This is a genomic window from Sorangium sp. So ce834 (genome assembly GCF_051521425.1).
Lineage (GTDB): Bacteria > Myxococcota_A > Polyangia > Polyangiales > Polyangiaceae > Sorangium > Sorangium cellulosum_D.
Genome location: NZ_CP150351.1, coordinates 13,324,296 through 13,337,062, shown reverse-complemented (window position 1 = coordinate 13,337,062; position 12,767 = coordinate 13,324,296). Strand labels below are relative to the sequence as shown.

9 protein-coding genes are annotated in these 12,767 nt (G+C 71.0%); 3 read left to right on the top strand and 6 right to left on the bottom strand.

What is annotated here, in order from left to right:
- Window positions 1-98 precede the first annotated feature (98 nt).
- The 4 genes from WMF20_RS48800 to WMF20_RS48785 all read right to left on the bottom strand — a co-directional run bounded on the left by WMF20_RS48800 (window position 99) and on the right by WMF20_RS48785 (window position 3,750).
- Window positions 99-599: a hypothetical protein gene (locus WMF20_RS48800; RefSeq protein ID WP_437608827.1), complete on the bottom strand. Its 501-nt coding sequence runs from the start codon at window positions 597-599 to the stop codon at window positions 99-101.
- Window positions 600-658: 59 nt separating this feature from the next.
- Window positions 659-1,441: a LuxR family transcriptional regulator gene (locus tag WMF20_RS48795; RefSeq protein WP_437608825.1), complete on the bottom strand. Its 783-nt coding sequence runs from the start codon at window positions 1,439-1,441 to the stop codon at window positions 659-661.
- 42 nt (window positions 1,442-1,483) lie between these two features.
- Complete coding sequence (locus WMF20_RS48790) at window positions 1,484-3,133, bottom strand: 5'-nucleotidase C-terminal domain-containing protein (RefSeq protein WP_437608823.1); 1,650 nt, start codon at window positions 3,131-3,133, stop codon at window positions 1,484-1,486.
- A gap of 86 nt (window positions 3,134-3,219) precedes the next feature.
- On the bottom strand, window positions 3,220-3,750 hold the full coding sequence (locus WMF20_RS48785) for a GNAT family N-acetyltransferase (RefSeq protein WP_437608821.1): 531 nt from the start codon (window positions 3,748-3,750) through the stop codon (window positions 3,220-3,222).
- Between the two features lie 183 nt (window positions 3,751-3,933).
- Between WMF20_RS48785 and WMF20_RS48780 the strand changes: the two genes are divergently transcribed.
- The 3 genes from WMF20_RS48780 (at window position 3,934) to WMF20_RS48770 (ending at window position 11,655) form a co-directional block, all read left to right on the top strand.
- The gene (locus WMF20_RS48780; RefSeq protein ID WP_437608819.1) at window positions 3,934-6,135 is read left to right on the top strand and encodes a hypothetical protein; all 2,202 of its coding nucleotides are present in this window, start codon (window positions 3,934-3,936) and stop codon (window positions 6,133-6,135) included.
- Window positions 6,136-6,284: 149 nt separating this feature from the next.
- Window positions 6,285-9,524: a hypothetical protein gene (locus tag WMF20_RS48775; protein ID WP_437608817.1), complete on the top strand. Its 3,240-nt coding sequence runs from the start codon at window positions 6,285-6,287 to the stop codon at window positions 9,522-9,524.
- A gap of 94 nt (window positions 9,525-9,618) precedes the next feature.
- On the top strand, window positions 9,619-11,655 hold the full coding sequence (locus WMF20_RS48770; RefSeq protein WP_437608815.1) for a hypothetical protein: 2,037 nt from the start codon (window positions 9,619-9,621) through the stop codon (window positions 11,653-11,655).
- Here WMF20_RS48770 and WMF20_RS48765 read toward each other — a convergent pair.
- Entirely contained in the window at window positions 11,625-12,128 is a 504-nt protein-coding gene (locus tag WMF20_RS48765) for an SRPBCC family protein (protein WP_437608813.1), read from the bottom strand. The two genes, WMF20_RS48770 and WMF20_RS48765, sit on opposite strands and share 31 nt — an antisense overlap.
- A complete protein-coding gene (locus WMF20_RS48760; protein WP_437608811.1) occupies window positions 12,125-12,502 on the bottom strand; it encodes a metalloregulator ArsR/SmtB family transcription factor in 378 nt (125 codons plus the stop codon). Before WMF20_RS48760 ends, WMF20_RS48765 begins: the two co-directional genes overlap by 4 nt.
- Window positions 12,503-12,767: the final 265 nt, after the last annotated feature.

Sequence of the window (12,767 nt, the reverse complement as noted above, 5' to 3'; positions counted from 1 at the left end):
CAACCAAAGGCATCGTGACCACCCCGGTCGCGCCGGTTACCCGAAGGAAGCGGCACATCAACAACGTGGCATCGTTTCCGTGCCGCAGGAGGAAGCCGTCAAAGGTCGACCACGCAGACGACGCTCGTGGTCGTGTCCTCGCCGTATTCCTTGACCTCGATCTGGATCTTCGAGCTTGCCTCGTCCGTTCCAGCGCCGAAGCGAGCCGCGAAGTCCAGCTCGTACCAGGTCTCGGTCGAGATCGGATCGGACACCTTCCACGCGATCAGCTCGTAGCCGCCGATCGACGTGTGATCGAAGACGAAGATCGTGTCGGCGGGGGCGGTGTGTGAGACGGTGAGTGAGGGGCTCACGAACTCGTAGGCGCCGGCCTCGCCGAGCTCGAGGCTGCAGGCCTCGCCCGAAGGCGTGGTCCCATCGTAGGTGCCGACCAGGCAAGCGCTGGCGCTGGGATCGCTCGTCAGGGAGATGTCGGGACAGGCGGCGAGGCGCTCTTCGAGCGCCGAGGGGCTCGAGCCCGAGCCGCCCGGACCCGAGCTCGAGTCGCCCGACCCGTCGTCGTCCCCTCCGCAGGCCACCACCAAGCCGAAGGTGAGCACGGGAACGAAAACCAGGTAAGAGCGCCGTCGAGCGGGGTTCATGTCACAGGAGGATGAGGTCATCGGATAGAGGCTAGCGGACAGACCAGCCCTCGCTCAGCTGTCAGATCTGACAGGGGGGGGCTCCGCAAGAGCCCGAGCAGCATCGCTTTCGCGACGGCGTGCTGGCGGTTCGAGACGCCGAGCTTGGCGCTCGCGTTCTGCAGGTGGAAATTTACCGTGCGCTCGCTCATGGCGAGGATCACGCCGATCTCCCAGGAGGTCTTGCCCTCCGCCACCCAGAGCAGGCACTCCCTTTCGCGCGGCGAGAGCGGCTGGCTCATCCTCGCGCCCTCCGTCACGAGCACGCGCCGGAGCGCCTCGTGCACATACCCCGCGAGCAGGTGCACGTAGGGGAGCGCGCGCCGTGTCCGCTTCCTCGCCGAGCGTAGCTCTGCTCCGGTCGCGAAGCTCAGCACGCCGAGATCGCCGCGAGGCCCGTGGAGCGGCGCGCTCAACCCCTCCGATAGCCCGAAGTCCTCTGCTTCGCGCATGACGCGACTCTCGAGCGCCGCCGGCCCGAGCGAGCTCCACTCGGTCGGCACGATGTGCTCCCGGCAGTAGGTCATCACCGGATCCTGACCGAGCAAGCCCTCGCGAAAATAGTGCTCGATCCAGGCTTCGGGGTAGCCGTTCGCGAGCGCGAGCCGGGAGCTCGGCGCGCCTTCTTGCAGCTCGAGCGCGTAGACGAACCACTCGAAGCCGAGCTCGGAGGCGTGGAGCCGCAACAGCTCGGTCACGTCGAGCACCGAGTCGGCGGTAGAAAAGCCCTGGAGCTCCTCGTGAAAGCGGCCAATCTGCACTGGTTCGAGGTTACACGCCCCCTCGCCCCAGTCGAGCCGCGCTCACGGATCGGATCGATCGCGCCCCCCCGCGCCCGCGGGCGGCGGGGAGGACAGCGCGTCGACCTCGCCGCGGGTCACGAGCTTGTCGCCGTCGCGGTCGAGCACCTTCAGCAGCTCGCCGACGACGACCTCGGACGGCGTCTCGGAGGTCGCCCGCGAGACGGCCGCCCTCAGCTCCTCGGCCGAGACGCGGCCGTCGTGGTCGGCGTCGATCGCGTCGAAGGGCCCGAGCTGGCGCCAGAGCTCCACGGCGAACGACTCGACGAGGACGAGCTTCGGCTCGCGCCCGGTGTCCGCCGGCGGCACCTCCTCCGGGTGCGCCTCGGCGAAGCGGACCAGCGGGGCGATGTCATCCATGCCGCCGAGGAGCGCTCGCGGGAGGGCGATCCGGTACGCGCGGTCGTCGACCAGCGGCAGGCCGCCGATCGCGGTCAGGACGCCCCGGTCGTCGATCGCCATCCGGTCGTCGAGCTGGAGGAAGCCGGCGTGCTGGGCGGGGGCGCGCGACCGCGACGCGGCCACGGCCTCGCGCACGACGCGGCCGGGCAGGCGGACCACCACGAGCTCGTTGCTGAAGGGCACCTCGGCCTTGAGATCGCCGTAGGTGAAGCGCTCGCGGTACTCGCGGCCCCCGCGGATGCCGCCGCCGTTGAAGAGGCACCCGTCCGCCTCGAGCGCCTCCCGGATGCGCGAGCAGAGGAGCGTCCCGAGCGAGGTCTGCCGCGTCCGCGTGCCGATCGACGAGAGCGCGCTCCCCAGGGGGAGCCGGAGGAGGGTGGCCGCGTCGAGGTCGCGCACGAGCTGCATGTGGCGGTCGACGCGCTCGCGCATCGCCGGATCCTCGGGATAGGCGCGGACGTCCTCGAGCCGGACGGTGACCGCGGGCAGGTCGGGCCCCCCGGCGGGCGGCGCCTCGGCCGGCCACGCGAGATCGATGACGGCCGCGCTCTCGGCGTCGGTGCCGGACTTGACGACCCAGCAGCCGTCCACGTCGTCGATGAGCACCTCGTGCTCGTGACCGCCGAGGATCACGGGAAAGGGCGGGTCGCGCTGCGTCCGCGCCAGCGCGAGATCCGCGTCGCGGCTCTGGTGCGTTATCGGGATCACGCAGGCGCAGCCCTCCTCGCGGACGAGCCGTTCGGCCCAGCGGACGGCCGCCTCGTTCGCCGGCTCGATGACGCATCCCCCGAACGCGCCCCGCCGGTACAGGCCCTGGACGTGGACGAGCAGGCCGAGGAGGCCGACCCGGACCGCGCGCCCGCCGGGGCTCGCGATCTCGAGGATCTCGTGCGTGGGCAGCGCCGGCGTGAACGAGGGCATGTTGGTGTTGAGCCACGTTCCCCGGAACTCCTGCACCCGCGCCCTGAGCTCCGGGAGCTCGATGTCGGCCTCGTGATTGCCGAAGATGGTGTGCGTGATCGGCACCGCGTTCATGCAGTCGACCATGCCCCTGCCGTGATCGAGGCTCGACAGCAGGCTCGGCGCGAGGAAGTCGCCGGCCAGCACGGCGATGAAGCGATCCGCCGGCCCGGCGGCGTGGTGCCTCACGAGGCTCGCGAGGCGCGGGAGGTTGTCGAGCGCGTAGACGTCGTTCACGCAGATGATCCGCAGAGAGGGGCCTCTGGGCGTGCCTTGTTCGCCGGCGGTCATGTCCCTTGAAGATAGCCCAGCGCGCGGGGCCGTGCCCTCCGCGCGCACGGCGGCGCCCGGGGATCCACCAGCGCGCCGCGGAGGCGTCAGAGGGTAATGCGCTCCGGCACGCTCTCGAAGGAGAACACCCGCCAGGGATGCGGACGGCCCGGACGCGTCGTCTCCGTCGCAGCGCCGCTCGTGAACTCCGCGACGACGCTGCGCCAGAACGCGAGAGCGCCCGCATTCCCCTCGGAGACGCGCACGGTCCACTCGCCCGGAAAGCGCTGCCATAGAAGGACGGCCGCCCGGCGGCCCACGCCGGAACGGCGGTACCGACGCAAGATGAAGAACTCGGCGACATCGAGGACATCCGGGTTATCCGCCGCCGGTGAGCCCCGCGTCGTCAGGGCGAAGCCCGCGATGCGCCCGGCACACCGGACGATGAAGGCGAACCGGCGCTCCCGCTCGGACCAGTAAAGAGCGAGCTTGTCGTACCCGAAACGCCCATCCGGCCCCAGCTCGAGGCCGGGGAACACGTCGCTGAGGTCGTGAATGTACAGCTCGAGGAGGTTGGACAGCAGCAGGGCATCGGCCGAGGTCGCCTCCTCGAGAGCAACTGAGATGAAATCCGCCATGGCAATTCCTCTGGCCTGTTCAGCCCCGATGACCGATCCGCCTCGAAGGCCACCGGGACGACACCGCAGGGTAGCAAGGCGCGCGGTCGCCGCGCCAGGGCAGGAACGGTCGAGGCGCATCGTCGCGGCGTCGGGATGAATGCGGCGCGCCTATCGAGCAACGAAGCGACCATGGCCGAAGACATGGAACGTCGTGGCTCGCGCCCCGGGGCTCGCCAGTGGGCCGCGTCTGCCCTGACCATCGCGGCGCTCGCCGGCCTCACCGCGTGCGAGCCTATCGGCCGCGGAGGGGACAGCGGCGGTGGAGCAGGCCCGGGCGGCAGCGGCGGCTCTCCGGGGGTAAGCAGCGGCGGCTGCGCGGATGGCGCGGGTGGATCGAGCAACGATGGCGGCGCCCCTGGCACCGGCGGCGACGGCGGCGCCCCTGGCACTGGCGGCGATGGCGGCGCCCCTGGCACCGGCGGCGATGGCGGCGCGCCTGGCACCGGCGGCGATGGCGGCGCCTTTGGCACCGGCGGCGATGGCGGCGCGCCTGGCACCGGCGGCGATGGCGGCGCCTTTGGCACCGGCGGCGATGGCGGCGCCTTTGGCACCGGCGGCGATGGCGGCGCCTTTGGCACCGGCGGCGATGGCGGCGCCCCTGGCACCGGCGGCGATGGCGGCGCCCCTGGCACCGGCGGCGATGGCGGCGCCCCTGGCACCGGCGGCGATGGCGGCGCCCCTGGCACCGGCGGCGATGGCGGCGCCCCTGGCACCGGCGGCGATGGCGGCGCCCCTGGCACCGGCGGCGATGGCGGCGCCCCTGGCACCGGCGGCGATGGCGGCGCCCCTGGCACCGGCGGCGATGGCGGCGCCCCTGGCACTGGCGGCGGCAGCAGCTCGACCGGCGGTGGCGGCTCGCCGAGCACGTGCGTGCCGGGCTCGGTCGTCGCCTGCTACACCGGCCCTGCCGGGACGAACGGTGTCGGGAGCTGCGCTTCCGGGACGCAGACCTGCCGCCACGACGGATTCGGCTACGGCCCATGCACGGGCGACGTGACGCCCGCTCGAGAGCGCTGCGCCACGCCGGAGGACGAGAGCTGCGACGGCGAGCCCCGCTGCGCTCAGCCGCCGCCCTGGGCGCGGGGCTTCGGCAGCCCTGGCATCGACGAGGGCTGGGCCATCGCGAGCGACGCCTACGGCAACTACTACGTCTCCGGCTCCTTCGAAGGAACCGTCGACTTCGGTACCGGCCCCCTGACCAGCGCCGGACGGTCGGACATCTTCTTTCTCAAGCTCGACGCCGCGGGCTCGGTGCTCTGGAGCCAGCGCTTCGGGACCGAGGAGAACGAGCGCGGAGGCGCCCTGACGGTCGACGAGAACGGCAACGTCCTCCTCACCGGCACGTACCGCGTCCTGCCCGGCCAGCCAGGCCTCGATCTGAACGGGTGTCATCTCCCCGCCGTCAACGACTATTACACCGCCTTCTTCGTTACCCAGGTCGATCCCGACGGCAACCCCATCTGGTGCAATGGCCCCTATCCTTCTTCGGACATGTACTCCGTCGAGCAGATCGCCGTCGACGCTCACGGCGACATGTACGTCGTGTACCTCCAGTGGGAGAGCGCCTACCTCATGAAGATCGACGCCGCGAGCAAGAGCACCCTCTGGATAGAGTCGCTACCAGGATACTACGTCGGCGGCGCGCGGCTCGCGCTCGACAGCGCCGGCAACCCAGTGGCGGTCGTGACCGAAGGCTCGAGCATCACGGACCTCTTTCCAAGCCAGTTCGTCGTCTCCAAGTACGCTCCGACGGGCGATCTGCTCTGGTTGCAACATTACCAATCCAGCTCGGACCCTTGGATGGGCGGCGGCGTGACGGCGCACGCGGTGGCGATCGATGCGGAAGACGAGATCTTCGTGACGGGCGACACGGATGGCTCCGTCGACTTCGGCAGCGGCGTCCTCCCCGCCGGCTCCGTCCTCCTCAAGCTGGATGCCGCGGGCGAGCCCATGTTCAGCCGCTCGGTCCGCTTCGGCGACAGGATCGCGCTCGCTCCCTCCGGTGATATCATCGTCGGCGGAGTCGGCCTCGCGCAGCTCGACGCGAGCGGGACGGAGCTCTGGTCGGTCAACTTCGATGCCTATGCGCAGGATATCTCCTGGTCCCCGAACGGCGCGGTCGGCGTCGTCGGCCGCGCGGCGGGCCCCGTGGACTTCGGGACCGGCCCGATCACCTATGGAGGAGGGTATGCCGACGCCTATGTCGCCACGTTCAACCCGCCAAGGAGCGGCGACGGCACGATCGCCCTCACCGGCGCTGCCGAGCGGGCCACCGACTTCGGGGACGGGCCCATACCGTACGCGGCCGGCACCGACGCCTTCGTCGCCACGATGACCCCCTGAGCGCCCAGCGCCGTCGACCTGTGTCGAGCTCCAGCAGGAGGACACGGCTGCGCAGCGATGCTCGCAGCTGCGGGACGAGGCGAGGAATCGAATCGCTCCCTCGTCGAGGCCGCATGAATGCGGCGCACCTGCCGGGCAACGAAGCCGGCATGGCCGAATACATCGAACGTAATGGTTCGACCCGCAGGGGTCGCGTGCGGGCCGCGTCCGCCCTGACCATCACGGCCCTTGTCGGCCTCGCCGCGTGCGAGCCCATCGGCCGCGGCGGGGGCGGCGGCGGCGAAGCAGGCACTGGCGGCAGCGGCGGCTCTCCGGGGGTAAGCGGCGGAAGCGTGACCGATGGTGCGGGAGGCTCGATCAGCGACGGCGGCGCGCACGGCACCGGCGGCGACGGCGGCGCGCACGGCACCGGCGGCGACGGCGGCGCCCCCGGCACCGGCGGCGATGGCGGCGCCCCCGGCACCGGCGGCGATAGCGGCGCCCCTGGCACCGGCGGCGATGGCGGCGCCCCTGGCACCGGCGGCAGCAGCTCGACCGGCGGCGGCTCACCAGGCACCTGTGTACCGGGCTCGGTCGTCTCCTGCTACACCGGCCCTGCAGCGACCAGGGACGTCGGGCGCTGCGCCTCCGGGACGCAGACCTGCCGCCACGACGGATTCGGCTACGGCCCATGCACGGGCGAGGTGACACCCGCTCGAGAGCTCTGCGCCACGCCGGAGGACGAGAGCTGCGACGGCGAGCCCCGCTGCGCTCAGCCGCCGCCCTGGGCGCGGGGCTTCGGCGGCCTTGGCAGGGACCAGGGCTGGGCCATCGCGAGCGACGCCTACGGCAACTACTACGTCTCGGGCTCCTTCGAAGGAACCGTCGATTTCGGTACCGGCCCTCTGACCAGCGCCGGACAGTCGGACATCTTCTTTCTCAAGCTCGACGCCGCGGGCTCGGTGCTCTGGAGCCAGCGCTTCGGGACCCAGGACTACGAGGACGAAGTCGTCCTGACGGTCGACGAGGACGGCAACGTCCTCCTCGCCGGCAGGTACGACCTCCCGCCCGGCGAGCCGGGCCTCGATCTGAACGGGTGTCTTCTCCACACCTACGGCCCCGCCTTCTTCGTTGCCAAGTTCGATCCCGACGGCAACCACCTCTGGAGCCGTGGTCCCTATGCTGATTTGGACGTGTACTCCGTCGAGCAGATCGCCGTCGATGCTCACGGCGACATGTACGTCGCGTACCTCCAATGGGAGCGCGCCCACCTCGCGAAGATCGGCGCAGCGAGAAAGGACATCCTGTGGACAGAGGAGCTACCAGGACGTTACATCATCAGCGCGCGGCTCGCGCTCGACAGCGCCGGCAACCCCGTGGCGGTGGTGAACCTCCGCTCGAACAACGTTGAGAACGTTTCGAAGAGCTTCGTGGTCTTGAAGTACGCTCCGACGGGCGATCTGCTCTGGTCGCAAGATTTCCAAGCCACCTCGGATCCTTCATTGGGCGGCCGCGCGACGGCGCGCGCGGTGGCGATCAACGCGGAAGACGAGATCTTTGTGACGGGCGACACGGACGGATCCGTCGACTTCGGCAGCGGGATCCTCCCCGCCGGCTCCGCCCTCGTCAAGCTGGATGCCGCAGGCGAGCCCATGTTCAGCCGCTCCGTCCGCTTCGGCAGCGACGTCGCGGTCTACCCCGCCGGCGACATCATCGTTGCGGGGCGCGGCCTCGCGATGCTCGACGCGAGCGGGACGGAGCTCTGGTCGGTCAACTTCGATGCCTATGCGCACATCTCCTTGTCCCCGAACGGCGCTGTCGGCGCCGTCGGCTTCGCGGAGGGCCCCGTGGACTTCGGAACCGGCCCGATCTCCTATGGAGGAGGATATAACGACGCCTACGTCGCCACGTTCAACCCGCCAAGGAGCGGCGACGACGGCGAGGGCGGCGACGGCGCAGGGGCGACCGGCACGGGCGGCGGCGGCGACCCGCCTGCGACGTGCATGCCTGGCTCCGTCGTCGCGTGTTACTCCGGCCCCGCCGGGACCCGGGGCGTCGGCCCCTGCGCTCCTGGCGCGCAGACATGTCTCCCCGACGGTGCTGGGTACGGTCCCTGCGTCGGCGAGGTGACGCCCGCCGCGGAGATCTGCGTGACGCCGGAGGACGAGGATTGCGACGGCGAGCCCCATTGTCCTCTGCAGCCGCCGTGGTCGCGAGGATACGGCGGCGCCGGCGCCGACGCAGGCTGGTCCATCGCGAGCGACACCGCCGGCAACTACTACGTCACCGGCTCCTTCGAAGGTACCGTCGACTTCGGCGCCGGCCCGCTGACCAGCGCCGGCCCCACGGACGTGTTTCTCCTCAAGCTCGATCCCGCCGGCGCGTTGCTCTGGAGCAAGCGCTTCGGCAGCGACTCAACGGACACCGGGCACGCCGTCGCCGTCGATGGGAGCGGCAACGTCTTGCTGGCCGGCATCCACGGTAACAACAACGGACCGCGGGACATGAGCTATGGCGGCTGCGAGCCCCTGCCCCCTCTCGGTTCCGAAGGAGTCTTCGTCGCCAAGTTCGACCGCGAGGGGAACCACATCTGGAGCCGGCGATCCGTGGTGGACAGGCGCATGCGCCACCTGTTCGAACAACTCGCCGTCGACGCGCTCGGCGACGTCTACGTGGCGTTCTTCCTGGGCGAGTGGTACTGGGATCCATCCAGCCCCTACGTCACGAAGCTGGACAGCGCAGGAAACCTGCTCTGGAGCAAGCCGCTCACGGCGGGGATCCCGTATCACGTCGAAGACCAGCGTCAGAGCGACAACGTCCTCCTCGCGGTCGACAGCGCCGGCTTCGTGATCGCGGCGAGCGCGTCCATCAGCACGTCCATCACCAATGACCCGTCCTGCCCCTGCGCTCACCGGTTCACCGTCCAGAAGCTCACCCCGACCGGCGACGTGGTCTGGAGCCGCGAGCTCGGTCCCTCGGACCCCGCCGACACAGGCATCGGAACGTCCGCCCTCGCGCTGGCGGTCGACGCCGACGACGAGATCCTCCTGACGGCCTACACCGACGGGACCGTCGACCTCGGGGGCGGCGTGCTCCCCGAAGGGCCCGTCCTCATCAAGCTGGACGCCGCGGGCGAGCACGTCTCCAGCCAGCCCATCCCCTTTGGCGACGCGCTCGCCCTCGACCCCTCGGGCAGCATCGTCATCGCCGGCCACGGGCTCTCCAAGCTCGACGCGAGCGGCACGACGCTCTGGACGAGCACCTTCGACGCGAGCGCCAAGGACATCGCCATCGCCCCGAACGGCACGATCGCCCTCACCGGCGCTGTCGATGGAGCGACCGACTTCGGGACCGGCCCGATACCGTACGCCGCCGGCACCGATGCCTTCGTCGCCACGATGCTCCCCTGAGCGCCCCGGCGCCGCCGTACCGCCACGGAGCAGACGATTTTCCGGACGATCGTCCGACGAGCGCACCGGTGAGGTGCGAGAGGTGAGGAGAAGCATGCGAGTCATCCGCTTTCTGCTGGCGTCGCTGTTCTGCGCGCTCGCCATGCTGCCCACGCGCGAGGCCTGGGCGGCCATTACCGTGACATTCGTGGAGCCCGGGCAGCACGCGTGGAGCCAGACGTATGTCAATGTTCGCGTCGAGGTGAGCTCCACGGTCCAGATCGCGCGCGTCCAGGCGCAGCTCGGCGCAGGATCGGGGATCCTCACGAACATCGGAGGCACCACGTACAAGGCGGGCATCTCGACCTTCGGGCTGCCCTATGGCGAGCACGCCCTGACCGTCACGGCGACCGACGTCGAGGGCACCAGCGTGTCCGCGCAGCGCACCGTGTTCCAGGACCAAACGCCCACCGCCCAGGTCCTGGCGCCGACGCACGAGGCGGTCGCCCATCCGTCGCTCCGGATCGCCGCCACCTGCGTCGACGACCACCCGGCGGACTGCTCCATCCGGGCCATCGCCACCTTCCACGACACGAGCCCGTCGACCTCGGTCGAGCTCGCGCGGGCCACCGCGGCGCTCGACACCGTCGTCGACCTCAGCGCGTACAGCGGCCGCAAATTCAATCTGAAATTCGACGTGCTGGACATCCATAGCATGATGGTCCTCCAGGGGCCGACGATCCTGGTCGAGGCCAGCCCGCTGCTCGAGGTGATCGACGAGGTGCCCGGGCGCATCCTCGATTTCGACGGGACGCGGATCCTGTTCACCAAGGGGCGAGAGGAGCTCTTCGTGCTCGATCGGGCGACGCGGGCCACCACGCGCGTCATGAAGTTACCCTATCCGTACCAGCTCAACGACGCCACGAGAGCGTTCCTCACCGGCGCCGGCGCCGCGATGGAGGTGCCGGCGCCGCCCGCCATCGGTCGCCCCCCGAGCGCCGTCTACGAGTGGCGCCACGGCGCCCTGCTGAAGCTGGCGGAGAACGGCCGCCTCGCGTTCGTGAGCGGCGACGCCATGGCTTACTCGGGCAGCGGTACGTACGTGCGCGATCTCGCGTCGGGCACCGACGAGCTCGCGCTCGGGGCCGCGCTTGCCCCCCCCAGCATGGATATCGCCGAGGACGGGCTCTTCGCGTATGTGGACGGCCCCAGGTCGCTCTACACGCGCAGGGATGGAACGAGCACGCTGCTGACCACGAGCGGGGATGAAATGACGCGCCCCGTGACGGACGGGATCAATGTCGTATTCACGAAAATCCTCAGATCCGGCCAGCCTCAAAGCATCCTGGCCACGCCCTCCGGGCAGGTGCCGCTCGGCGTCGCCCCTGTCGCGCGCCCCGAGGGCGCCCAGACGGGCGCCTACCAGCTCCACGCGGGTTACATCGCCTTTCTCAAGGGCTCGCCCGGCGCGGAGCAGGTCTGGCTCAGGACCCCGAGCGGCGCGCAGCACCAGCTCAGCTCCAGCACCCCCAGCCAGCTCGACGATCCGCCCGCGCGCCTGGGACACGACGGCATCAGCGACACCGGCGAGGTGATGTTCCTCACCCCGCCGAAGCGCTACCTCGGCGCCGCCGGCGCCGCTCCGCGCGAGATAAGCTCGCACCTGGGACATGCGCGCTGGCTCCAGGGCGCCTGGTACGTGGTGATGGGAAATACGCTGTTCCAGGTCGACGACGGGTCGAGCGGTGCGGGCGCGGGCGGCGGCGCCGGCGGGACGGGCGGCTCCACCGGCGAGTCGTTCACGAGCGCGCGCGGCGCGCGCGCCGCCATGTCGATGACGAGGGTCGGCGAAGCGGGCGCGCGCGCGACGAGCGCCCCCGCGGCAGGCTCGCCCGACCTTCCAGAGGACGAGCTTCCGGCGTCCAGCGGCTGCGCTCTCGCGGCGCGAAAGCCCGGGCTCGGCGGCGCCCTGGAGGCCGCCGTCCTCGCGACGCTCGGCCTCGCCATGGCGGCGCGGGGGCGACCCAGGCTCAGGCGAGATCGCGGAGGAGCCGACGCCACGCCGTCGAGGCGAGCGACGCGGCAGCAGGGCTCGGACCCGCCGAGCCCCAGCGCGGCCGGCTACTCCTGCGTGCGCGCGTCGCCCAGATAGTAATCGCGCTGCGACGGGTAATAGTCGGCGAAGCTCGGCAGCGGCGCGCCGAGCCGGGAGGCGACGAGCATGTCGAGGTAATACTCCCAGCCCGGCCCGGTATCGCCGGCGAGCGCGGGGTCGGTGAGGTGCTGGATGAAGGTGAGCTCGGTGGTCTCGCCCTTCGCCGCGAGCGACAGCTCGAGCCGCCACTCGCCGTAATCGTCCTTGGCCGTGAGCGCGAGGCGACGCGGCGGCTCGCAGGCGTCGATCGTCATGTCGCACCACGGCGCGCCCTTCTCGAACGCCATCTGGAGGCGCACCGTCTTGCCGGGGCCCGCCTCCCCCTCCCACGGGCCGATCCAGCGCGCCGTGCTCTCCGACGCGGTGACGCTCTGCCAGACGTCCTCGATGGGCGCGCGAAAGCTTCGCTGGATGACGAGATCGGCGCCAGTCGCCGTGCTCCGGACGCGGCCGGTGGGTCGGGGGCTCATGCTGTCTCCTTCCTTCGCTTCGTTTCGTTGTGGGACGGGGTCGCGGCCGCCATGCGCCGCTGCCGGCCGACGCGGTGGACCTCGGTCTCGAGCGCGTCGAACCGGCGGTGCCACGGGCTCTCCTCGCGCAGCTCTCGCAGGAACGCCTCGAGCTCGGCGAGCGCGCCGAGCTCCAGGCTGTACTCGCGCTCGCGGCCGCGCTGCACGTCGCGCACGAGGCCCGCCTCGCGCAGGACCCGCAGGTGCCGGCTGACCGCCGGGCGGCTGACCGGAAACGCGCCAGCGATGGCGCCCGCCGAGGCGGTGCGGCCGCGCAGCATCCGCAGGATTTCCCGCCGGATCGGATCCGCCAGCGCCTGGGCAACCGCATCCATCGGACAAACGTGTAACCGATTTGTTACTCATCGTCAAGCCGCGCGTCGCTCTCCAAGCCGCGCGTCGCGCTCCAAGCCGCACGGCACACCTCGAGCCGCGCGGCGCGCTCCAGCGGTGGGCGCGGCGCTCATTGCATGCGCAACGTGAGCGCCCACGCAATGGGCGCTCACCACCATTCGGCCAATGCATGCGCCGATCCAAAAAAGCGCCGCGCCGGAACCGGAACCAGAACCAGACGAATGCGGGGCCGCGCGCATCGACGAA

Coding starts and splice junctions, on each gene's coding strand:
- WMF20_RS48790 (WP_437608823.1), bottom strand. CDS start 3,133: ATGACCGCCGGCGAACAAGGCACGCCCAGAGGCCCCTCTCTGCGGATC.
- WMF20_RS48785 (WP_437608821.1), bottom strand. CDS start 3,750: ATGGCGGATTTCATCTCAGTTGCTCTCGAGGAGGCGACCTCGGCCGAT.
- WMF20_RS48780 (WP_437608819.1), top strand. CDS start 3,934: ATGGAACGTCGTGGCTCGCGCCCCGGGGCTCGCCAGTGGGCCGCGTCT.
- WMF20_RS48775 (WP_437608817.1), top strand. CDS start 6,285: ATGGCCGAATACATCGAACGTAATGGTTCGACCCGCAGGGGTCGCGTG.
- WMF20_RS48770 (WP_437608815.1), top strand. CDS start 9,619: ATGCGAGTCATCCGCTTTCTGCTGGCGTCGCTGTTCTGCGCGCTCGCC.
- WMF20_RS48765 (WP_437608813.1), bottom strand. CDS start 12,128: ATGAGCCCCCGACCCACCGGCCGCGTCCGGAGCACGGCGACTGGCGCC.
- WMF20_RS48760 (WP_437608811.1), bottom strand. CDS start 12,502: ATGGATGCGGTTGCCCAGGCGCTGGCGGATCCGATCCGGCGGGAAATC.